Source organism: Flavobacterium nackdongense (genome assembly GCF_004355225.1).
GTDB classification, from domain to species: Bacteria; Bacteroidota; Bacteroidia; order Flavobacteriales; family Flavobacteriaceae; genus Flavobacterium; species Flavobacterium nackdongense.
Genome location: NZ_CP037933.1, coordinates 887,849 through 912,177, shown reverse-complemented (window position 1 = coordinate 912,177; position 24,329 = coordinate 887,849). Strand labels below are relative to the sequence as shown.

General features: G+C 39.9%; 15 protein-coding genes. 1 reads left to right on the top strand and 14 read right to left on the bottom strand.

Annotated elements, in window-relative coordinates; all coding sequences use genetic code 11:
* Nucleotides 1-2 precede the first annotated feature (2 nt).
* The 6 genes from E1750_RS03495 to E1750_RS03470 all read right to left on the bottom strand — a co-directional run bounded on the left by E1750_RS03495 (nt 3) and on the right by E1750_RS03470 (nt 9,652).
* Nucleotides 3-1,892, bottom strand: coding sequence for a sulfatase-like hydrolase/transferase (locus E1750_RS03495; protein ID WP_133275434.1), 1,890 nt, complete (start codon nt 1,890-1,892; stop codon nt 3-5).
* Between the two features lie 32 nt (nt 1,893-1,924).
* A complete protein-coding gene (locus E1750_RS03490) occupies nt 1,925-3,325 on the bottom strand; it encodes a sulfatase-like hydrolase/transferase (protein ID WP_133275433.1) in 1,401 nt (466 codons plus the stop codon).
* A gap of 788 nt (nt 3,326-4,113) precedes the next feature.
* Complete coding sequence (locus E1750_RS03485; protein WP_133275432.1) at nt 4,114-5,703, bottom strand: sulfatase family protein; 1,590 nt, start codon at nt 5,701-5,703, stop codon at nt 4,114-4,116.
* 8 nt (nt 5,704-5,711) lie between these two features.
* Nucleotides 5,712-7,037, bottom strand: coding sequence for a sulfatase (locus E1750_RS03480; protein WP_165698004.1), 1,326 nt, complete (start codon nt 7,035-7,037; stop codon nt 5,712-5,714).
* A gap of 45 nt (nt 7,038-7,082) precedes the next feature.
* The gene (locus E1750_RS03475) at nt 7,083-8,696 is read right to left on the bottom strand and encodes a sulfatase family protein (RefSeq protein ID WP_133275430.1); all 1,614 of its coding nucleotides are present in this window, start codon (nt 8,694-8,696) and stop codon (nt 7,083-7,085) included.
* Nucleotides 8,697-8,719: 23 nt separating this feature from the next.
* Nucleotides 8,720-9,652 (bottom strand): family 43 glycosylhydrolase, encoded by a 933-nt coding sequence (locus tag E1750_RS03470; protein WP_133275429.1) that lies wholly within the window; start codon nt 9,650-9,652, stop codon nt 8,720-8,722.
* A gap of 168 nt (nt 9,653-9,820) precedes the next feature.
* Between E1750_RS03470 and E1750_RS03465 the strand changes: the two genes are divergently transcribed.
* The gene (locus E1750_RS03465; RefSeq protein WP_133275428.1) at nt 9,821-10,039 is read left to right on the top strand and encodes a hypothetical protein; all 219 of its coding nucleotides are present in this window, start codon (nt 9,821-9,823) and stop codon (nt 10,037-10,039) included.
* A gap of 110 nt (nt 10,040-10,149) precedes the next feature.
* On the opposite strand, the gene E1750_RS03460 is transcribed toward E1750_RS03465, so the two are convergent.
* From E1750_RS03460 to E1750_RS03425, 8 genes are all read right to left on the bottom strand, one after another.
* Nucleotides 10,150-12,399: a GH92 family glycosyl hydrolase gene (locus E1750_RS03460; protein ID WP_133275427.1), complete on the bottom strand. Its 2,250-nt coding sequence runs from the start codon at nt 12,397-12,399 to the stop codon at nt 10,150-10,152.
* 32 nt (nt 12,400-12,431) lie between these two features.
* Complete coding sequence (locus E1750_RS03455) at nt 12,432-13,319, bottom strand: sugar phosphate isomerase/epimerase family protein (protein ID WP_133275426.1); 888 nt, start codon at nt 13,317-13,319, stop codon at nt 12,432-12,434.
* 12 nt (nt 13,320-13,331) lie between these two features.
* Entirely contained in the window at nt 13,332-14,213 is an 882-nt protein-coding gene (locus E1750_RS03450; protein ID WP_133275425.1) for an SMP-30/gluconolactonase/LRE family protein, read from the bottom strand.
* A gap of 34 nt (nt 14,214-14,247) precedes the next feature.
* Complete coding sequence (locus tag E1750_RS03445; RefSeq protein ID WP_133275424.1) at nt 14,248-15,420, bottom strand: alkaline phosphatase; 1,173 nt, start codon at nt 15,418-15,420, stop codon at nt 14,248-14,250.
* Nucleotides 15,421-15,433: 13 nt separating this feature from the next.
* A complete protein-coding gene (locus tag E1750_RS03440; protein WP_133275423.1) occupies nt 15,434-19,054 on the bottom strand; it encodes a glycoside hydrolase family 2 protein in 3,621 nt (1,206 codons plus the stop codon).
* 70 nt (nt 19,055-19,124) lie between these two features.
* Nucleotides 19,125-20,588: a sialate O-acetylesterase gene (locus E1750_RS03435; RefSeq protein WP_227873953.1), complete on the bottom strand. Its 1,464-nt coding sequence runs from the start codon at nt 20,586-20,588 to the stop codon at nt 19,125-19,127.
* Between the two features lie 94 nt (nt 20,589-20,682).
* Nucleotides 20,683-21,795, bottom strand: a complete 1,113-nt coding sequence (locus E1750_RS03430; protein ID WP_227873952.1) for an ROK family protein — start codon at nt 21,793-21,795, stop codon at nt 20,683-20,685.
* Nucleotides 21,796-21,856: 61 nt separating this feature from the next.
* Entirely contained in the window at nt 21,857-24,322 is a 2,466-nt protein-coding gene (locus E1750_RS03425; protein WP_165698003.1) for an Ig-like domain-containing protein, read from the bottom strand.
* Nucleotides 24,323-24,329: the final 7 nt, after the last annotated feature.

Sequence of the window (24,329 nt, the reverse complement as noted above, 5' to 3'; positions counted from 1 at the left end):
CATTATTTGATAATAATTTTTTGAGGGGCAAAATAACAGTCGCTTTTCGCTTTGATAAGATAAATTCCAGGTTTTAAATCGATTTCTATTTTTTTTGAACCTGTAAACGAAGTTTTTTCGGAGTACACTAATCGTCCATTGCTATCGTATATTTCAAGCCCATCAATACGTTCGGTCTTGCTATCAATAATCAGGTACTTTGAAGTCGGATTTGGAAAAACTTTTAATTCACAAGTACGCGATTGGTGACTTTCGGTGGATAGCGTGAGTGGAGTACCAGTCAAATTTCGGTTCAGGACTCCGTCGTATTTTTTCGAATTGTTTTTCTTAAGCCAGGTAAGCAAATCGGTATGCAATTCATTTATTTTTTGGGTATAATTGCTTTTATTCGGATTGCTGCCCATCAAATTATTCATTTCATAGGGATCGTCTTTTAAATTGTACAGCGCATCGATAACGGTCGAAGTAGCGGTCGACGGAATCAACATTTTCCAATCGCCTTTTACAATCATATAACTCGGCCATTTTGTAGGATCGCTATGCCATTCGGTTACCACATATTTTCCTTGGTTGGGATTCGTGCCTTCGATAAGGCCGCGCAAACTTTTACCGTCTGATGGTTGTTCTGGGATTTGTAAATAGTCATTGATGGTCGCAAACAAATCGACATTCGAAACATAGCCATCGACAACCGTATTTGGGGCAATTTTGCCAGGGAAACTGATCAAGGTGGGAACGTGTGCGGCTTCTTCGTAAAAAACATTTTTTTCACGCATTCCGTGAGCACCCAAATTTTCGCCGTGGTCACTGGTGAAAATGATTAGCGTATTATTGGTTAATCCAAGTTGGTCAACTTTGTCCAAAATTTTACCAATCCAATCATCGACTTCGGTAACAAGAGCATAATAATCGGATATTAGGTATTTTATTTTGTTGGCATCGGCATATTCTGGCAGCGTTTCTCTAGAATTCGATTTCTTATACGGGCTATTGGTCATCGGATCCGAAATACTAACGGGCGCCGTCAAGCCGCTAATGGGATACATATCGGAATAATACTTGCTCGGCAACATTGGAGCGTGTGGAATATGAAAAGAGGCTGTAATACTAAAATTAGTGTTTTTCAAACGTTCTAGCGCTTCCATAGTTTGCCTTGCTCTGAAGGCCGTTAGGGATTGCTCATCGGGAATGGTTATTACGCCGTGCAGATCGGGTTGGGCATAAACGGTACCCGAAGCATCAACTTGTGCTTGAGTTTTTCCATAGCGTTTATCTAAAATATTTGGCACATAAGGGCGTTCGGTAAAGGTGTCGTACAATTCGTTTGGTTTTAGCGATGTTATAGCCGGTTTTGGAAAAACAAGGTCTAAATAATTGTCCTTATAAAATCGAATATCTCCATTAGAACCAAAAATCGAACGGCCACTTTTTGACACTTTTATTGGATTGGTATAGCAATTGGCAGCAAATTCAGGTGCGTGCCATTTGCCATAATATTCAGCTTTGTAGCCAAATTGTTCCGTCAATATTTGGTCGAAGGTTTTTTGCGGCATTATAGTCGCCGATTGGGGTGTTGCCGAATCGGCTTCGGTATTCGTTAAAATTCCGTGGTTTTCGACAGTACGACCGGTCAAAATGGAAGCGCGAGCCGGGCCACAAACGGCACAAGGTGTATAGGCATTTTTGAAACGTGCCCCTTGTTTGGCTAGTCGATCTAGGTTGGGGGTTTTCAAAATAGTATTGCCTGCGATACTCATTGCATCGTAGCGTTGCTGATCGGTAATAATAAATAGTAGATTGGGTTTTTGCGTGGTTTGGGCATAGTTTTTTGCTACTAAAAGTAAAAAAGTAGCCAACAGCAAAGTTTTCCAATAAGTGCGTACTGATTTCATATTTCTGGGTGTTATTATCTTTTGGTTTCTGTTTATAGTTTTGGCATTGTATTTAAAAAGGCATTGTACTTCCGAATCAAATTTTCTTTAATTTCCGGAAATTTATCGATTAGATTAGTGCTTTCGAAAGGGTCTTTTTCGAGGTCAAACAAAAGCATTTCTCCTTCCATTTGAATTGGTTTTGCTCCGGGATAATCTGTTGGAGTGGCTTGTTGAAAAGGAGCAAGGATTGTCGTTCCGTCCGGTGCTCTTTTGTCGATCCATTTTTCCGAATCAATTTCCTTAAAATAATCGGGTTTTGATAAAAACAACTTCCATTTTCCATCCCGAATCGTTCTTATTTTAGTGTCTTTCATTGAGAAAATAGGCGCGTGCGAATTGGATTTTCCTGTGGCGATGTTCAGTATATTTTGACCGTCTAATTTTATAGAAGGATTGGTTTTAGTTTGGGTTAATGCCATCAAAGTCGGAAAAATATCTAGAGACGAGCAGGCTGTGCTGATCGTTTTTCCTTGCGGTAGCGCTTTTGGATATCGCGCTATAAATGGCACTCGAATTCCGCCTTCCCAATTGTTGGCTTTCATCCCTTTGAATCCTCCTGTATTGCCGCCATACCAAGGTCCATTGTCCGACATAAAGATAAGAATTGTATTTTCTAAAATACCCAATTTAGCCAATTTATTGATGATTTCGCCGGTAGACCAATCCAATTCTCGAATGACACTTTCGTACAATTCTTTTGAATTTCCGTCTGTAAAAAACGGAGCCGAAGCAGCTAAAGGTTTATGCGGCATCGCTTGAGCCAAATACAAAAAGAAAGGCGATTTTTGATTTCGGTCGATAAACTCCAATGCTTTTGAGGTGTATTTTTGCGTAAGCTGGCGCTGATCGACTGTTTTTTCGACAATTTCATTGTTTTCAATGAGTTGCACGGGGCGCATATCGTTCGAATACAGCATACCATAATACTCGTCGAAGCCGTGTTTCAAAGGGCTGAACTCTGGTTTGTGCCCCAAATGCCATTTGCCGATGCATTTGGTTTTGTAATCCGCTTCTTGAAAAGCTTCTCCCAAAGTAACTTCCGTCGAATTCAATCCGATGTCGTTGATGTTGGCATCGGGAGCTGGGTTTTCGACCATACCGTGTCGCAGCGGAAATCTGCCGGTAAGTAAACTGGCTCTCGACGGCGCGCAATACGGTGTAGGAACGTAAAAATCAGTAAATCGAACGCCTTCGTTGGCGAGACGATCAATATTGGGAGTTTGTATTTGATTTTTATTATAACAAGAGATTTCGCCATAGCCCATATCATCGGTTAGGATGATGATGACATTTGGTTTTTTATGTCCTGCTGCTATTTGAGCACGCCCATTTTGCAAGCCAACAAATGCAGCAAGAATAATGGCTATACTCAAAATTTTGGTTGACTTCATTTCGTATTCTCTTTTTTTTTAGTCGATTGTGTTTTGCTTTTCTATCGCTATATTTTTAAAATGATTTAATCAGGCTTTCGATTTGCTTCACTTAACTTTTTTCAATTTTATTTATGGACACTATTTCCATCGAAATCACAAGTTTTTATGCCCTTTCATATTGTGCCAAGATAGGTCCTTAAAAACCGCTGGGACATAGGATTGGTTTAGTATTTCGAGTCCTATTTTCTTTTTCATTATTCTAGATTTGAAAACAAAAATAATGGCGTACACATAATTTTACATTAATAATTAATTAATAAAATTAACGGATCGAAAATAATAACGATTTTAGTATCAGATTGCCATTTTTAGGCCTATAATCGAAACTTTTTATCAAGTCCGATTGCGGAAGTTCTATGTCAAAATGCTTTTGCGCCCGAGCCCAGGGTGGTACAATAATTTTCTGTGGTTTGCTCTTTTTTATCAACTCTAAAAAATCAATTATGGCCACTGCTGAACCATCAGGAACACCTTTCCAGAATTGAGACTCTGAAAAAGGAATTTGCTGTGCAGATTTTGAAATTGTCTCTATTTGAAGAGCAACTAGGAATTCATTACAACCCAATCGAGCTTTTGTTGTATGGCATATTCTGGGAACAGCAGAGCATTTGATAGCTTACTCTACTGAATGATTACCGAAGCACAGTGGAATTTTTAGAAAATGGCACAGTAGGTTTTTTAAGCAAAAGCTGTCAACGATCGCATTGCCATCAATCCAAACCAGAAATAGTATTTTATGGATGTAATTACCGAATTAACACTCTTTCTTCAATTCCTTTGACCAAAGGAGAATTGACATCTTTTAAATACCCCACTAATTTCGACCGAAGTATTTCCGCTCTTTCTTTATATTTGAATCGTTCGGGGTTTGAGCCTAAAAGGTTATTCATTTCGAATGGATCCTTTTTTAAATCGTATAAAGCTTCAATATTTTTTCCGTCTTTGCGATGCGTCGTCATCAATTTCCATTCTTCAGTTCGTATCATTATCGATGGGACATTTTCATTTTTCCATTGCCATTCCGAGACAGCAAAATCGTATTTTGGCGAGCCAGTTCCTTCCATAACAGCTTTTAGGGAATAGCCATCGGTAGGTATCGATTTTAGTCCCGCATAATCCAAAATGGTAGGGAAAATATTCAGTGTCGAAACGGGAGTGGTTATGGTTTGACCCGCTTTGATTTTATTTGGATATCGAAATAGAAAAGGCACTCGCACCGATTCTTCATAGAAATTGAATTTACCGCGCAATCCGTGGGCTCCAAGCATCTCTCCGTGATCGGAAACGAAGATGACCAATGTATTATTGGTTAAATTCAAGTCGTCTATTTTTTTTAGAATTTTGCCCACCCATTCATCGACTTCGGTGACGAAAGCATAGTAATTCGCTGTCATAAATTGCACTTTGTCTTTTTCGTTGTAGGGTGTTTCTATGGTTCCCGGATTGTAGGGGGAGTTTAATCTTTTGTCCTCGACAGAAATAGGAACCAGCATATCCTTGGCTTGATACATCGAAGCGTAAGGTTCTGACGGAGTGATGGGTACGTGCGGGCAATGAAAGGAACTTGTGAGTATAAATTGTTCGTTTTTCAGTCGTTCTAATGCTTCTATGGTTTGCTTGCCTTGAACTGCGGTTACGGTAAAATCAGCGGATAAATCCAATACGCCGTGAATGTCAGCCTGACTCAACTTTTTTTCGAGCTCTTTTTCCGGTATAATTCCAGAGGGCATATATTTATAATAGCGATCTGTTGGATCGAGTTTGTAAGGAACGGTGCCACCGTAAAAAGTGGTTTCGTACAATTCTCCGGGTTTCAAAGGTCTTTTTGTAAAGTTTTCTCTAATGTAGGATACGTAATTGGATTCCCATTTGATAATTGGTTCTGTGCCTTTCATTCCTTTTACAGGCGGATTTTTGTAAACACGCGCCATATGTTCCGGGGAATGGTATTTGCCATAAACTTGAGCGTTATAGCCTCTTTTAGACAGAATTTCGTCGAAGGTTGGAAAATAACAATCGCCTTTAGTGACATCGCTGTTTTCGCGAATGGTCGTGGTTTCGGTTAGACGCCCTGTTAAAATCGAGGTACGAGCTGGAACGCAAACCGGACAGGGAGTAACAGCTTGATTAAAATTGGTGCTTTGGCTGGCCAATTTATCCAGATTTGGTGTTTTAATTTGCTTGTTTCCCGAATATCCAACAGCATTCCACGCTTGCTGATCGGTTATAATTAGTAGGACATTAGGATACTTTTCTTTTTGACCATAAGCTGCAAAAGTGGCCGAAAGTAGCCCGGCAACAAGGAGTATCGATACTTTATGATAGAGGGATGTCATGGTGGTGGTTATTTATTTTTTTTTCTATTTTTTTTCTTAAAATCGCCCATAGGTGTTTTCATTTCAGCACGCCATTTTTCATATTTCAGTTTTAGTTCATTTGTTTTATCGGGATTTTGAGCTGCTAGGTTCCTGCTTTCGCTGATATCGTTCTGGAGATCATATAATTCTAATTTCGCGCCTTTGTCAAAAACCAGTTTCCATTGACCAGATCGAACCGCCCATCGGTTTTCAGCTCCATCCCAAAATAGGGCCTCGTGCAGCGGTTGCTTCAATTTTCCGTCGATGGCCGGAAGTATATTTTTTCCATCGAAAATTTTGTTGGTTGGAAGTTTGATATCCAAAATAGCACAAATTGTAGGCATAATATCGAGGGAGATAATGGGTTCCTTGCAAACCGACGGTTGTAGTTGGGCTGGCCAACTCACGACAAATGGAACCCGAAGCCCACCTTCATAAACACTTTGTTTATAGTCTCTAAGCGGCAGGTTGTTGGCCGATGTTGCTTTGGCACCGCCGTTGTCTGAAAAATAGAAAATTAGGGTATTTTCATAAATTCCTTCTTCTTTCAAGGTTTTAATCACTTCGCCTATTGCCAGATCCATACGATAAATCATCGCCAATTGAATATCCCTGTTTCTGTTTCCGGTATTGAATCTTTTGATATCCTCTTCCGGTGCTTGCAAGGGAGCGTGAACCGCATTGAAAGGGAGATACAAAAAGAACGGTTTCTTTTTTTCTGCATTTCCTTTAATGAAGGAACAGGCTTCTTTTGCCAGAATATCAGTCAAATAGCCGGATTCATTTACCGTTTTGAAATTTCGCTGAATACATTCGTAATTTTTTTCATCGGGGCAACTGAAATTATAATAATCGTGACCGCCGTGCCCTAGAAAGCCATAGAAATCCATAAATCCTCTCTTTAGCGGGTGGTAGGATTCTTCAATACCTAAATGCCATTTTCCGAAAATTCCTGTGCGATATCCTTCTTTTTGCAAAAGGTCGGCTAGGGTTGTCTCACTCAATGGCAGCCCGACTCTAGAATCGTTGGCCGTATAAAAACCAAACCGCTGTTGATAGCGACCTGTCAGTAAACCTGCCCTGGTTGGGGCACAAACATAGGCACTGGCGTAGGCTTGTGAAAAAATCACGCCGCTGGCCGCGAGTTTATCGATTGATGGAGTCGATAGGGTAGCAGGCGAGCGCTGAAATCCAGCATCAGCATTTCCCTGATCATCTGCCAAGATAATTATTACATTGGGTTTTTCTTGTGCTAATGTCCCTATCGAAAAAAGTACGATTAAGCACATACTGAAATGTAGTTTTAAAATCATTTTATTTAAAGCAGACATAGCTCAATCTATTTTTTTGAATATATATTATTTTTTTACCAATTTATTAATCACTTCTTGTTTACCAATATCAGGTACTTTTGCGGTAAAATCTTGGTAGTAGGCTCTTAGTTTTGCGATTTCTGTGGTAAAATCTTTGTTGTTAATTTCATTTTTAATTTCCAAGGCATCCGATTTTCGAATAAAAAACTGATCGCCGAAAGATCTAAAGTCAAATTTCTTAGCGTATTGGGTTGGGTCAATCATCATTCCCAATTTAGAATCTTTGGTAATAACTGTAGCCTGTGACCAACTTTCCGAAACAAAATAGTCGCGATGCATTGGCGTTCCTTGCGTAAGCGTTCCTTTCATCGATTTTCCTTGAAGGGGATGTTTCAGATCAGGCATTTTTAGCCCAAGCAAATCCACTAAGGTAGGATAGATATCGACTAAACTCACCAATTCAACGGAACGTTTGCCTTTTTGCTTGTTGCCAGGATAGCGAATGATTAAAGGAATATTTAGAATATCTTCATAAACGTTCTGACCTGCAGCGGCTTTTTCGACCATACCGTGGTGTCCCACAAAATCGCCGTGGTCTGCAGTATAAATCACAATCGTTTCATCGGCAATTCCAGCTTCATCAAGGGCTTTGAGTATTTCGCCAACACAATAATCTACTTCGGATACCAAGGCATAATAAGCGCCAATATGATTGCGCCAAAGCTGCTCATCCAGAATGGCTTTATCAACGTTCCAAACTTTATTTCCGCCGGTGCGGATGGATTGCATCATTGGTGGAATATTTTCTATAGGTTCAGTTAGACTGGCGGGTTTTACAATGGAACTCCCCTTCTTTTTTCCTTCTCTCCATTTCGAAACATCGTACATATCCATATATTTTTTCAGAGGAGTATACGGCTGATGCGGTCGGTAAAACGTGGCCCAGCAAAAAAACGGCGAATCGTTTTTGGCTTGTTCCTTGATCATTTCTATGGTCAGTTTGGTGGTAAAAGCTTCCATAGTCATATTCTCGGGTAATGCCGACATTCTGGTTCCTAGATCTGCAGTCGGGATTTTTTCGGAGGCTTGTTCAGAACATTCGGAACCTTTGCCAAATTCGGCGGCCCAATCTTTTGCAAATTCTTTACCAAAACCATTTTTTTGAACCCATTCCGTATAACTGTTTCCGGGGGTTTCATTGCATAAATGGCTGCGTTGTACATCCCAACCATTGTCAACGGCCAATGAAGTATGGCGTTTTCCAAAGGCAAAAGTACGGTAGTTATTTTGTTTGAAAAGTACTGCTAACGGAACCACTTCTTCCATAACCTTCGTTCTCTCGCTGTTGGAAAGCAATCCCAAGGTTCGGGGATAAATTCCCGTCATCAAGGAAGATCTCGAAGGAGCACAGATTCCAGTCGTGCAATAGGCTCTATCGAAAACAACCGACTGACTCGCCAGTTTATCCAGATTGGGAGTTAGTACATCGGGATGGCCTTCAAAACCCATCACTTTCTTGTTGTGCTGATCGGAAAATAGGATAATGACATTCGGTTTTTTCCTTGTTTTCTTATTTTGCCCATAGGCAGTCCTATTGCCCAAAAAAGCAAAAATAAGGAGCGAACAAAGCAACATTCGAAAGAGGTTCCTGAACTTCATAAAACGCACTAATTAGGGTATGACTAATTTTTTTTCGTTTGGATTACTACTGGTTTTACCCCTTCGCGAGTGGGAGTAATGGGTTTGATAGTTCCATCTTCGTTAAAATACATATATTCAATGCAGGTCGTTCGTTGGTAGGGTCCACCCGGAAACACATCGTAATGGCAAGCCAGATAGTACTGATTGTCGAATTCGAGTACGGAACCGTGGGCGGTTTTTGAAACCGTAAACGTGTCATTCCCCGTGAAAAAGTCGCCTTTGTATTCGTAAGGACCAAAAAGATCATCCGCCATCCAGTATCGGAGTGAAGTATAGCCGCCACCAATCATATATATTTTGCCTTTTCTTTCGAAAAGGAATGGGCCTTCGTGAAATTTATCCATTGGTGGAAGTTCGACTTTTGAATTGGGTTCAATTTCTACCATATTGTCTTTTAGCGTAAAAATTACTGGGTAGAAAGGAGTTTTTAGACTTTTTCTTTCAGAAATGATTAAATAGTTCTTGCCTTTATACGAAAAAACGGCAGGGTCATAAGCCTGAACATAGCCTTCTGGCATTTTGTAAATACTGCGCGGATTTAGGAATGGTCCTGTAGGCGAATCACTTTCTGCAACACCAATATTGGCACCTTCGGGGAAATAAAAGTAAAATTTTCCATTTTTTTCAGCTGCGTCAGGAGCCCAAAAAGGACCGTCCCAAGGGGTTTGTGAATTATGCAAAACGACCCCGTGATCTTTCCAATTTACTAAGTTCTCAGAAGAAAATACGTGATAATCTTCCATATTCCATCTGCCTAAAACATCTTTATCGTGTGAACCATAAATATAGAATTTACCATCACTCCATCGATGAAGCGAAGGATCGGCTGTAAAAGGATGGCGAATAACTGGGTTTTGTGAATGTGCTGCACAAAAAATAAATAGTCCAAACAGTAGGTTTAATTTTAGTTTCATTTTTTAGTAAGTTATAAACGTTGTTAATTAAAAATTTTGACTCTTTTTTTAATAAATGGCGAGGAAATCTATCCACCTATTATGTAATTATATCTAAATATAGATCGTACCTACGGCACTTTATGTGTATTCCATTTTTTAGGACGGGCTAAAGTCCATCCCTACAATATGTTACGAGCCTACGGCTCTTTCCAGAGACAAACTGAAGTCCATCCCTACAATATGTTACTAGCCAACATCAATTTGCATTATTGTTCCGCAGGAACGAAGCATATTGTTGCTCCAACTGTAGTTCATTCTTACAATATGCTACGAGCCAAAATCTCTTTGCATTTTAGTTCCGTAGGAACGATTCATATTGTAGCCCCGAACTTTAGTTCGGGATAATTAATTTAGGGAATTGGTAAAGTTCCATAGGAACGACCGATATAAATTCAATCCATAAAAACAAATATATTTGACAAATTTCGACATCAATATCTGTCAAAATTTTATAACTATTTCGTTGGTGCAACTGCCTCTTTTCCCCATACTTTATTCGGTTTCTTGCCCATTATCAATTCTAGGGTTCCTCCATTAATCAATTCGTTATGCGTGAAGAATGGAGTGTTGATTTCTTTTCCGTTGAAAAAGGCTTTTTGAATGTATTTGTTTTCTTTATTGGCGTCTTTGGCTACTACAGTAAAGTCTTTTTTGTTGGGCAAATGAATCGTTGATTTTTCAAAAACAGGACTTCCGATGGTGTAAATGGGCAATCCTGGAGTTATTGGGTAAAAACCTAGGGATGAAAACACAACAAAGGCTGACATTCCGCCACCATCTTCGTCGCCTGGTATGCCAAAAATGGTATCTTTGAACCAAACATCGAGTAAAAATCGAACGCGTTTTTGCGTTTTCCAAGGGACTCCAAAGTAGTTGTACAAATACGGAATATGGAAGGAAGGTTCATTTCCCATCGAAAACTGACCCACCATCCCTGTTGAATTAGACCCATCCACATAAAACAAACTTTTCCTTGTATCGAGGGGTTCTCTGAATAGTTGGTCCAAACGGGCTTCTGCTTTTTCCTTCCCACCGAGCAAGTTGGTCAACCCCTCGATGTCGTGTTGTACGTTCCAAGCATACGTCCATCCATTGTTTTCGTCAAAATAATTGCGGTAGCCCTTTCCACCATCTAATTTTGGATTGATATTAACCCATTCGCCAGCCGCATCTTTTGGCATAAAAAGTCTTTTTTCGGGATGCCAAAGGTTTTGATAGTTCTTCGAAATCTGCGCAAATTTTTTATAATCTGTTTCTAATTTTAGTTCTTTGGCCAATTCCGATAAAGCCCAAGCATCAAAACTCATTCCTAAAGTGACCGCTACGGGTTGTCTTTTTTCAAATTCATCTACGAGAGGTTCGGTTTCTTTTTCATCGATTTTTAGGGAAGGAAAATAACCTTTTTCGTGGTAGAAATCGTCAATGCCTACTTTTCGATTGCCTTGTCGCCAAGGAATAAGCGTTGCTTCGGTCAAATTCTTCTTTACGCCTTCAAACGCTTTCTGAATATCAAAACCTGAAATTCCTTTGCGATGCGCGTCAACGAATAATACTGATGAATGGTAACAATTCATATCGATGTTGTTGCCAATGACTTCCGGAAAAGTGGGCATCCATCCGCTTTGTTGGTACATTTGAACATACGAATTTAGAATGTCACTTTGCATTTTTGGATTCAAAATAGAATTCAGTGGATGTTTGGCGCGAAAGGTATCCCAAATCCAATCGTCTACATAAAAAGAACGGTCCGATTGATGCACTTTGGAATCATAACCACTGTAATATTGGCCATCTTCATTGATGTCAATCATTCGCTCGTAAGTGCGGTACAAGGCGGTATAGAAAGATCTTTTTTGGCCCTCCGTTCCGCCCACAACTTCTATTTGGTTGATTACTTTTTCCCAAGCTTTTTTACCATTTGCTAGCGTCTTTTCAAAATTAGATTGGGCTAGTTCGGCTTTAAAATTTTTCTTGGCTTGCTCTAAGCTGATATACGAAATGGCATATTTTAATAAAACCGTCTTCGCCTCGTTTTCGAGCAGGCTGATGGACAATCTATTTTTGGCGGCCACAATTTGGACTTTAGGTAACGGATTTCCTGAAACATCTGTGATTTCGCCATAGCAATAGGCGTTCATTTTTGGATTCGTTGGAGTGGCACCTTTTGAATTATAGGTAAATTGCTCGGTCATCGCAAAGGTATTGCCACCTAAAAACTCCGCAATCATTGCCTCCGTTCCTTCGATTAAAATATTCTTTTGGGCGGCAACAGGAAAATCATATTGGTAGATAGCACATTTTTTTGCAGGAGTAAAACTTAGCGTGATATCATCATCGATTAAATAAGTGGAGTAGTGCCAAGGTCTTATGATTTCAAGATCGTGGTCGATGGTCATTTTCCTTTTCCAAGTCTCCGATTTGATTTCTCCAAGACTGACCTTCATTTTGAGTACATTGGATTTGCGATGCATTTCTACCTGCAAAGGCCAAGCGGTAACTTGATCTTCTAAATAATCGGCTTTCACAGGAAACATTCGCAACATTTGGTTCGGCAGACTGAAAGTAGGATAGGTGGGAACCAAAAATTGAGCGACATTGCCAATAGTGGGATCCACATATTTCGTAAAATCTTCCTGTGCATTTGCGAATCCAACGGAAAACAGCGTGACAATAAATGGTATTATATTTTTTTTAAAAGTATTCATTAAAGTCTTTTTTTTGATTGGGTATTGATTTTTCAATTTTTTACTAGTCTATTCCATTCCGCCAAAGATTTTGGCAAATACACCTCAGGACTTTCGGTTATGCCAAAGTTCATAATCGTCACGGTTCCTTTATAATTCGATTTTTTTAGAGGCAAAATAAAATGAGTTAAGTCAAAATCGCCAGTTCCAACGGGTTTAATAGTACTCAAATCGCGCGTTTTCGGGTTGGTATAATCGGCGACAACATTGGTTCCGGCAAAAGTTACCGCTCCCAAACGGTGTTTTACTTTATCAAAAACCTCGGCGATTCGAGCTCCGTTTCCTGCTCTCACCTCGTGATACAAATGAATGGCCAGTTTTAGATTGGAATTATTGATTTTTTCGACAAAAGGCAGGGCTTCCTCTGCCGAAGCAATGTAGCAATCACTGTGTGGATATAGGATGACTTCTACTTTTTTTTGCTTTGCATAATTGGTGATTTCTCTTAATTTTTGGTCAATGAAATCATCGGTAATTCCTTCTGTCTTTTTGCCGAAAATAATCCAGATTTGAATGTTTCGATTCGCTATTTTATCGACTACTTTTTTCCAACGCTCTTTTCTTTCCTCGGAATCATTAAAATTATAGCGTTCAAAAACAGCATTTATTTTAAATTTCGAATTCATTTCATCCAATCGAATAAATTCCTCTAGGCTATTGAAATCTTCTATTTTTTCACTTTTTAAAACAATCCCATCGTAACCTGAATTTTCTAAAAGTTGTAGTTGTTCCTGTGGCGTTTTCTTTTCTAGTCCGCCATAATTATAACTGGCAACAGGCCAATTTTTAGTTGTATCGGATCGCTGATCGCTGTTCTTTGTTGGAGAACAAGCAATAAAACCAATTAGAAACAAAAACATACTATTTGAAATTATCTTCATCAATACAGCTTATTAGTTCTTTTGTAGGTTGATAAAAAGGACTTGATTGGTCCCGTGTTGCGGAATAGCCAACACATTCAATTCAGGAGCAAAATTGGGATCGGTAGGATTTTTTAGACCGGAAATGAAAGTGCTTACCGTTTTTTGGCGCACATCAACTTGCAACACTTTGCCAGAAAACCAATCGGTTACAAAATAAAAGTTATCTGCTTTGGTAATGCCTTCCAAGTTCCCCATTTTGCTTATTAGAACTTCGATTTTCTTTGTTTTTAAATCAATGCTCAGCAAATCACCCAAGACCGATGTTTCAAAAGTGGCTGGATTGCTCAGTTTTCCCCAAGACGCAACAATTAATTTATCTTTTTCCATATACAATCCATCGGGTGCTTTCAAAGTGGCAGTTTCAAGCCAAACCTCTGGTTTTCGATTTTCTTTGGGCAGTTTGTATATTTTATCGCCAAAAAAGTCAGAAACATATAAGTCTCCATTTTGGGCAATTACGACATCATTGATGAAGGAAGCCCCTTCAATTTTGAAGAAGTTTTTAATTTTTCTTTTGGCGATTTCAATTTCATACACGCCCTCTCGATCACACACGTAGAGGTAGTCATCGGTTGTTGTCATCCCACTTGGGGCGTGCATTCCCTCTGTTTTTCCTATCCAAAAATCCTGAATCACCTTTCCATTCTTGTCGGTTTGTGTGATCCATCCGTAATGGTCTTTTTTTAGGGAAATTCCTCCTCCTAAATTCGAAACAAACCAAGTTCTAGATTTGGCGTGCCAAACGGCTTGGTCTGGTGCGTCGTACGTGGCTGTTTTATCTTGTGCCGTTCCTAAACTAATCGCAAAAAAAGCGATTACTAGTGTGAAAAGATATTTTTTGGACTGTTTCATTGGAGTCAATTTTGCGTTTTTTTAGCCGTACTACTTATTTCAATTTTAGCAATTGCATCATTTTTTCGGCAATTTCAGTATTCTCCATAAAGCCAGTAAACTCCTCGGATCCAGGACCAAAAGCGAAAATAGGAACTGCAATTCCTGAGTGGCCTAAACTAGTATATTTTGCTACTACTTTTCCGGTTTTGTAATCGCCGTCCAATAGCGTCATTCCACCCGTTTCGTGGTCGGCGGTAACGATGATTAAAGTTTCTTTATTAGAGGCGGCAAAGGCTAAAGCAGCTCCAATCGCTTTATCAAAATCTAACATTTCGAGAACTACTCCCGGAGTATCGTTTTTATGCGCAGCAAAATCTATTTGCGAACCCTCGACCATCAGAAAGAAACCTTTCTTGTTTTGGGACAAAAGTTTCAGGGCAGTTTGCGTGGCTGGAACAAGCATCTCGCCTCTGTCAGGCATCGGTTTGTTATGATCTTCGGCGGTCAAACCGGCAAGTTTTCCCGATTTTACATTTTGGATATCTTCGATGTTGTAAAGAACCTGATAGCCTTTGTCCTTGAGTTCTTGGCTAAGGTTTTTACCGTCTTTGCGTTTTTCGAAATATTTTTTTCCGCCACCAATAAATACATCGATATCGTTGCTGATAAAATCCAAGGCAATATCATCGAAACTTTTTCGAGAATCGACGTGGGCGATAAAAGAGGCTGGCGTAGCGTGGGTGATGGCAGAGGTGGAAACCAAACCTGTGGTAAGCCCTTTTTTTTCCGCTCTTTCCAGAATGTGTACGACTGGTTTTTTGTTGGGATCTACACCAATCGCTCCGTTATAGGTTTTTACCCCTGTAGATAAAGCTGTTGCGCCAGCCGCAGAATCGGTCACATATTGATCCGATGAACTGGTTTTTGAGAACCCAATGTTTTTGAAATTTTCTAAGTTCAAATGGCCACCGTTTGCCGTCAGACCACTGTACACTTGAGCAAGTCCCATACCATCTCCAATCATTAAAATGATGTTTTTGGGTGTTTTGTTGGGCTTAGTTTGCGGATACTTTTGTACTTCATAAAAGGAACCTCCAGCAAAAACTTCTTTGGGGTCTTTGTTTTTTGGGTCTTTGTATTCTTCTTGAGCTGAACTAGTAAAAGAAAAGCAGCACCATAAGAATAGACAGAAAAAGGTTTTTACAATTGAATTGGAACAGCTCATTTTATAATTGGTCTTAATGCATCAATAAATCATTAATCATATTCGTTAAAAGCCTTCCAGCAATTGGGTCGGTAGTTGCTTTTTCGTGGCTCATAGTCGAAATGATGGCAGCTCCACCTTTGTTGATTCTCAAAATTGAAAAGCCTTTTATGGTTTTAACATATTCGGATCTGTCTTTCATTTCGCCATTGATATATCCGTGTATTTTAGTTTGATTGGCCAATTCAACCACTTCTTTGCTTCGGTTGATTTTTAAAGCAGCGTTGCAAACCGTAGGAACTTCTGTTTTGTTGTTGTTGAAATAGCGTAAGTCAAATAAACCGATTCCATCAAAAACAGGGGATTCTGGCATTTCCATATTGACGATATCCCCTTCGGTAGGTACAAGAACTCCCGTGATGTATTCAGGATATATTTTTTGAGCTGCCTCTGCTGATTTCAATACCAATGCTTTAGCTCCTTTATTAATGCTTGTTCGAATAGCCTGAATGTCTTGCTCGCTGCAGTTTTTTGAAACCTCAAGTCCTGAAAACAGATACACATCTGCCTTTGCCTGAAGCGCCGCAGCGACTGTTGGATAGGCAGTATATTTCACTTTCAAGAAATCCAAAGATTTGTTCATTCCATTAAAATCGACTACCGCAATTTTCTTGGCTGGGTTGATGACCGAAGCACTCCATTGTTTGGTAGCGACATTCAGTTTGTATTCGTTTTCCGCAATGGTAATGCCGCTTTCGATTAGTTTTAGTTTAAGCTTGGCAACTGATTTTGGTGCTGTTAAATTCTCAGGAATAATGATTTCAGGCGTGACCCATTGACGAGCAGAATGTTGCACTGCGGGCACTTTTTCTTTGCCACCCACTAATTTCTCCCCATTTTCTGCCTGTAATTCCCATTGAACCATCGATTCTTTTACGGCTGTTCCGTTTTCTCTGTCGTTTACTACAGCAAATTTCACGGGTATTTTTTCGCCACCGTATAAATTTCGTCCCCATAATTCAGCACTTACCAATACTGGAGACATTGCTCTTTGCATCGCAAAATACGTTGGATAGGGTTCGATGTTTTTATAATCGTAGGCATTTCGGAACCAAGTAAGCAGTGCAAAATGTAAAACACCTGCCATTTTATCGCCTGTACGACGAAGCGCCTCGGCTAATTCTCCGGTTATAAATGAGTTTACATTCAAAAACGCTTGCGGATTACCAAATTCATACGACTGATATCCGATTAAACTTTGCGGATTTTGATGCACTAGGTTGTAAAAACGAGTAGCGTGACCTGTTTCTGCATTAGGATAACCGGTTGATAATTCTTGGCTGATTAAAGGTCGACCGGGATTGGCCTTTTTCTGGAATTCACCCTTGAAAAATTTAAAAACGGTATAATCATACCAGTTGATGTATTTATGGTCGTCGTCGATATCGCCGTCGTCAATAGTCTTAAAATATTCTTTGCCAAATTTTTGCTCATTGCGCACATAATTGGAATCGAAACTAATAGGCCTTGTCGGGTCAATTTCTCGCATTCGTTTGACCACATCTGAGATGACTTTCATTTTGGCCTTCGTTGGTTCAAGATCTCCCGGATTATCGTAGAATTTCATTTCGTTATTCACGGTCCAAATCAAGATAGAAGGATGGTTTCTGTATTTTTTCAAAAGACCAATAAATTCATCCGACCATAATTGCAAAAGCTTTGGTTCCGGCATCGAATTTTTGATCATTAACCAAGGCCAAGTTCCTTCATAACTAATTCCGATGCCGTTTTCATCCGAGGCATCCATCCAAAGTTCGTTGTAAGGCACAGTATGTGTGCGGGTCACATCCATATTGGCAGTTTTCATCAACTGATAAAAAGTATCTGCTAAATTTCGGTCGTTGATGCCCAATGCATAAGAGGTGTGATTGGCACCACGAAGCCAGTATTGGTTGCCGTTCAGGAAGAAGAAACCATTTTTTACTTCAAATGTTCTGAAACCCGAAGTGATTGTTTTGCTGTCGATTTCTGTGGTTCCGGAAACTAATTTGAAATTAAAATGATACAAATTCGGATGATTTGGCGTCCACAATCGGGGTTTCAGGTTTGCGATGGTAAAGGTAACTTTTCGCTCTTCACCCGCTTTTAATTCTCCTTTTGTCAAAGAAGTTCCTGTGTACAATTGACTCGTAGTTTCTTTGTCTAAAATTTCGGTAGTCAAATCGTATTTAACCGATTTTGAAGCGTAGTTTTTTAAGGTGACTTCAAAGGTAGCACCTTGTAAACTAGGTTTGATGTAAACATCTTCAATCTTCAAATTGTCAGTGATGACCATTTTTACGGGCTGCCAAATACCAGCCGGATCATCTTTGAAAAACCCGTGGGCAATATCTTTCAGCATATTGTTGGTTACGGGTACCGTTACTGCAACATCTACAATTTTATCGCCATCTTCGATATTGGTTATAAAATCACGAACCACACGAACGGCAATAAGATTTTTCCCTGCTCGTAAGAATGGGGTTGCATCTATTGTGAAATCACCAAACATTCCCACGTGTGATCCCGCCAATTTTCCGTTGATGTATACTTCAGCAATTTTTGAAACCGCATCGAAATTCAAAGTGATGTGTTTTGACTGGATAGTTGTTGGCAGTTCCACATATTGACGGTACCAAGCTACCTTGGTTTTCGTATAGTCGAAAGTGTAATTTTTGCAGCGATCGGTTTCTTTTTGAAAATATACATCCGAAACGCCTTTCGGGAAACCTTCGAAGGATTCACCGTGCAACCAAACGCGTGATGGATTCCAAAAGTTAGGAACCGACATCGTGTGCCAGTTGGTATCCTGCGCATTTTCATTTGAACCATTTTTTGCATCAGCAAGTTCATTTTCGGGCATAAACAACCAATTGCCATCCAAAACTATTTCAGAACGACTGCCTTTCAAAGCGTCTACTACGATAGGTTTGTAATTGGCTCTATCGGCAATTCTTCTGTTTTCCTTGTCGTTCGGTTCAATTTTTTTGCTCCATTCGACTACAGCTTGGTTTTTTAGATAATTTTCATCCAATGCGGTGATGGACAAATCATCAAACTCCGTTTCGATCCAACTTCCGCCGAGGGTCACTTCGCCGGCTGGAGCTAAATTGGCGTTTTTGTCCACAATATCAAGGTAAGGTAGTGCTTCATTGTCCAAGAAGATACGGATGCGATTGCCCACCACTTCTATTTTGATGTCGTACCAAGTGCCGGGAACGGGTTTGAAATTTAAGACTCTTAAACCAAGAAACTCATCGGTGCCCATATAACCCATACGGCTCAGGTAAAGCGTGTTTTGCAATCCACCTCGTAGTCCTACAACGTATCTGTCATTTCTGTTAAAAGCTCTGAAACCCGCCCAAATTTGTACTTGTTCGGCACTTTTTGGTGCTCTGGCTTTGAATTTGACAGTATAATTCTTCCATTCCGGATTTCCGAACTTAGCATAGGCATCTGTAGATTTCAAAACACCATCAACGACGGTACAGCTTCCTCTTTCAACAGTTTTCAGGGTAGTTGCAGCATTCGAGAAATCATTTTTATACTCCAATTGTTGTCCAAAAACACCAAATGAAGTGGTTAAAAGGAGTAGGCAAATTCGTTTTTTTGTCATTATAAAATTTTTCATTGGTATTGAAGGGGATTGTAAGTATATAAATTAGTAAATATGGTGTTTTTGGTAACTATTGTAATGGCCAATCATCGGTTCTGAAAGGGGCTACCGGAATTCCCGTAATCCCAAAAATACTCGCTTCAGCATAATTTTTGAAAGCATAGCGAACGGCCACCGGTTTGGCTACTTTTTCGCTCGAAACGGCAAGTCGGGTAGTGGAGGTTTCGATTTCGGCATTGGCAGGATAGAAAATTTTATCTTCGCCAGCGATTTCAAATCCTTTGAGCGGGGTCCACATCGGACTGATTCCTTGGTCGGCATTTTTAAAGTCGATATAGATTTTAGCCTCCTTGATTTCCATTGATTTGAAAATTGGAGGGGCATAGCCAAAACCTTTTTTGCCGTAGGTCGCTCCCAATGCCCATAAGGCGAGACGTTCTCCAACCGTTTCTTTATTGACAGGATGAATAAATTGAGGGCTACCAATATCTAAGGTAGTTATCATTCCGGAATTGGGTATGTCGGTGATATGTTGAGTTTGCACTTCGCGCAAACGAGCCGCCGAAGTTTTGTCGGCACCATCGTAATTGTAGGGCGCGATTTGTACATAATAAAACGGAAACTCACCGATGTCCCATCTCGAACGTAAATCCTTGACAAAGGCAGGCATTAGTTTGGCATATAAATCGGCATTGTTTTTATTGCTTTCGCCTTGATACCACAAAAAACCTTTGATGGTAAAATTAGTAAATGGGTTAATTTTGGCATTGAAGTTCACACAGGCTGTGCTGTTCGGTTTTTTGATTTCGGTGTCGTTATCTAAAACAGACAAATCGACTTCTTTGAAAGCAGAAATAGCTTCCCGACTCATCCAGGATTCGACCATAGAACCGCCCAAAGACGAGACAATAATGCCAACGGGCACATCCAAAACTTCTTGCACGTATTGGGCAAAAAAGTAAGCAGTGGCACTAGCATTGGCAACGTTCTCCGAGCTGTTGTCTAACCATTGACCTTGGCAATCGGTTTGTGGTTTTTTGCTGAATTGTTTGATGAATTTCCCCTCTTTCGAGTCAGCCAAAAACATTCTAATCGGCACTTTAGGATTGGCTTTTGCAATGACCGAATTTCCGCCTTTTGTGGGTTGGCGTGGAAAACCTTTCACGGGCATTTCCATATTCGATTGGCCAGAGCAAAACCACACTTCGCCAATGAGGATGTTTTTTAATGTGAGGACTTCGCCATCTGAAATGCTTATTTGGAAAGGTCCACCAGCAGCCGGAGTATTGATTTTGAGCAACCAATTTCCGTTGGCATCAGCAGTGGTTTTATAGGTTTTTTTATTCCAAGAAGTTTTTACTTCAACTTTAGCATTGGCATTGGCCCAGCCCCATAATTTGGCTTCTGTTTTTTGTTGCAAAACCATATTGTCGGCCAGAATAGATGGCAGGCGCACCTTGGCTTGCAGCTGAAACATCGAAAGTAGCACGGCTATTGTAAAAACGGCTTTTCGGAAGGATAAATTAGTATTCATTTTATTTAAATTTTTTGGTATAAATATACCTTTTTTTATTCGCCAGAACTAGCAAAGTAATGGCTATACTTGACTTTCATGCTTTTGAAATGTATTAATTGGAGTCCAATTTATTGAGTGCAAATGCGTAAGCACCTAAAGAAATTATTTGGCAAGTGTCATTTTTGGTCACTCGCACTCCAGTTCGCAGAAAAGGATCATAGCTGATGGTTTTGTCTGTGCCAGGAATGGCTAAATCTATTTGGTTACCATCAAGCAATCTTTTCATACCCACTGGATCTTCTAGGTTGAATACACGAGGCACCAAACGGTTTAGTGGGTCGCCATTATGCAATCTAAATTTTGATTCTAATTGTTCGAACATTGCTGGGGCAAAAAGGTCGTAAGCTTCAGAAACGCCTCCTCCGAGAACAACAATCCCGTCCAGAAGGGTGATTAGGTTGGCCAATGCTTCGCCTAAAACGGTTCCGAAATCATTAAATGTTTCGATAGCGGCTTGTTGATTTCCGGTTTCGATTCCTTTGGCAATTTTGTAAATTTCAAAAGGCATTCCAACGTTTTCCACGGCAGTATTTGATTTCGCTGCATAACTTCGCCTGATTCCCTCACGGCTTAAATGTTCTTCGACGTGGCAGTCTGGACTTAAGATATCCCGCAGGAGCCAACCTTCGCCACCGTTTGAATTATCGCCTGTAATTAATTGCTTGTTGCATACTAATCCGACACCGAATCCCGTTCCAAGCGTAATACCTATGATGTTATGGAATCTTTTGGGGCTATTGGTTTCTTCTAACCGTTTATTTATTTCAGGAATAAATCCAAATAGCGCTTCGCCGTAGGCAAATAAATTACCATCATTATTGATATAAACTGGGATGTTGAAATGATTTTCTAACATTGGACCCAAAGCCACTCCACCACGAAATGCCGGTAAATTGGGTAAATCACCGATGATTCCTTTGGGGTAATCGGCTGGACCTGGGAAAGCAAAACTGATGGCTACAGGTTCACTTTTTAATTCTTTTTTTACAATCTCAAAACCTGAAATAACTGTTTCAAGACATTTTTCTAAATGGTCTGAATTGGGGTAGAGTCTTATGGATTCTACGATTTGTTTGTTGCCTTGAATGGCGGAAAATACAAAATTAGTTCCTCCAGCGTCTAAGGTCATTACGATGCGTTTGTCATCGATTATTGCATTACTCATTTTTTATATTTTAATTTAATGAACCAATGGAAGAGGACTTCCCGATCGGTCACTAATTGAATTATTGTTGGACTATTAATTTTTTTACCACTTTGGATTGATCGGATTCTACAGTAACGAAATAGATCGAATTGCTTAATTTGCCCGCTAGATTGATATCGGTATGGCAAGGATCATTTAGTTTATTTTCATAAATTTTTTGTCCATTGGCAGTCGTGATGTAAATGCGAATGTTGGTATCATCATCAAAACCATCGGTGGCTACAGTAAGAATCCCACTGGTTAATGGATTAGGTGAAACTCGAACCGATTTGTTTGATTGTCCTTTGCCGAAATTATGAACCCCAAGTGTACCTGTTACTGATAACTCGTCGAAATTTCCACCACTAGCTCCTGTTGCGGTGAGTATAATGGTATTGTTTCCTGCAACCAATGCCTGAGTTGTGGTATATACTCTCCAATTTGACCAAGAACCTGTCGCCGTAAAAGGAGTGGATGAATTTCGTATTTCATCATTGATAGTCAATCTTAAAGGGCGATTATTCGATAAAATGGCATAGCGAAAACCTAAATTGTAGTTTCCATCAGCAGGAACATTGACCGTCCATTTGATATAATCATTAGAGGCGTTGGTATAATCTAAAAAACCGTTCCCTTTATAGCCCGGTTGATTGGTGACTTCAAGTGGCCCAACATATTCGGCATCTTCTGCTTGATAGTTTACCGTATCCATAACAGTACTGACATTGATAGTTACTTTTTTACCGCCGTCTACAGTAGTTCCGGTAATGATAGCGCTGCCTTCACTTAAAGCCGTAATTTTTCCAAAAGCATTTACACTTATGGCGCTTGGATTACTACTTTCCCAAATTACGGCTTTATTGGTGGCATTCGCAGGAACGATAGTAGGCACTAAGAGGCGACTTGTATCGATATTCAAACGGATTACAGTAGGTTGAAAAAGAATATCAGTTACTAGCACCGGACAAGTACCTTCGGCTACACCGCAGCCACATAGACCTGGATCCATTTTGTTGGGGTCAAGCGGGCATAAATCTTCCTGAATTCCAGCGTGAATACTTACTATTGTGGTGCTGTTCGGCTCTAAGTTATAAGTGGCATCAACAATATGAAAATTGGTTCCGTCAAATTCTTGTTTGATCACGGCGTTTCTGACATAGTATGGGCTGCCTTTTGGTACTACAAAACGTACTCTAGCTCCCGTAATTGGAAAGCTGAATTTATTGACAATGGTTGCCGTATTGTTTCCAGTAGCCCCATCATTCAAAGCGGAATACGTCAATTTTAGTTTTGCAGTGTTGTAGCTTTTTGCAGTTTCTAGACCCTCTTGATACGCTTGTTCATTTGAAATCGTTTCATAAGTACCAGCACTAGCATCTATTTTGTATAAATTGAAAGGTACTCTTTTTAAACCATCTCTAACCGTAGTGGCAGAGTATTCAATCTTTTTGTCGTCAAGCACATACGGACTGTACGTGATGCTGTGTACGTGACCTACCAATAATAAATTCAGTGGAGCTCCTGCTGCTTTCAGCGGATTGTTAAATTCACGCGAAGGTTGCCCAGTATTGACGTGGCAATAGCCAATTCGCATAGTGCCTTTTCCAACGGTGTTGAGCCAACTGACCGCTTCGTCTGTTTGGTGGGAGAAATTAGGTGTTCCTCGGCCATCGTCTGGAAACCAAGAGTTGTTAACACCTATAAAGCGGACATCCCCGTAAGCAAAATTATGGGCTTGAAGGCCATAAAATTTATTGTAAAATAAAGATGGAATTTTTTCATAACCTGGGGTTGGATAGCCTGGTTCTAATTCATAATTTTTCTGTGGTGTATCGTGATTTCCAGGAGCAGTAAATACTGGTGCGAATGCATTATTCATACCATTTACGTAATCCGTTCCATTCATAAATCCATTCATATATTGATTGATACGATCCATTGAGCTAGCTTCATTCGCAGTGTTTTGGTAGTGATTGTCGCCTGTTTCGATAATCATTTCTGGGTCAATAATATTGGCAATATCGATGATAGTTGAAATTTCACGCAGTATGATGTTTGGCGTATCATAGCTGCCTTGCCAACGATGCGCATCTGAAAAATGCAGCACATAAAAGTTGTTTTTGAATTCTTTGAGGACTTTAACCGCAGCTAGTGATATTTCGTCACCAGTAGATGTTTTTAAAATCAAGTCATAACGGTCGCTAGGGGTGTTGGCGGGAACATTTACAGATAATTTTCGATTACAGGTATTTCCGGACCATTTATCATAAACCCAAGTATCTGTAGCTGTGTTCGTAATCGTTGCAGTAACCGTGTTGAAAGGGCCTCTCAATTCAACGGAATTGATAGTTTGTCCATCGGCAGCATTGAACCAAACTTCAAAATTTTCGCCGCTTTTTACAATGGCAGTCGTGGCGCGCCAAGGATATACAATTTTTTGAGACCAACTACTTATAGAAAATAAGAGCGTCAAGATAAAAATCGAAATTTGTACAGTTTTTTTCATTTTCATT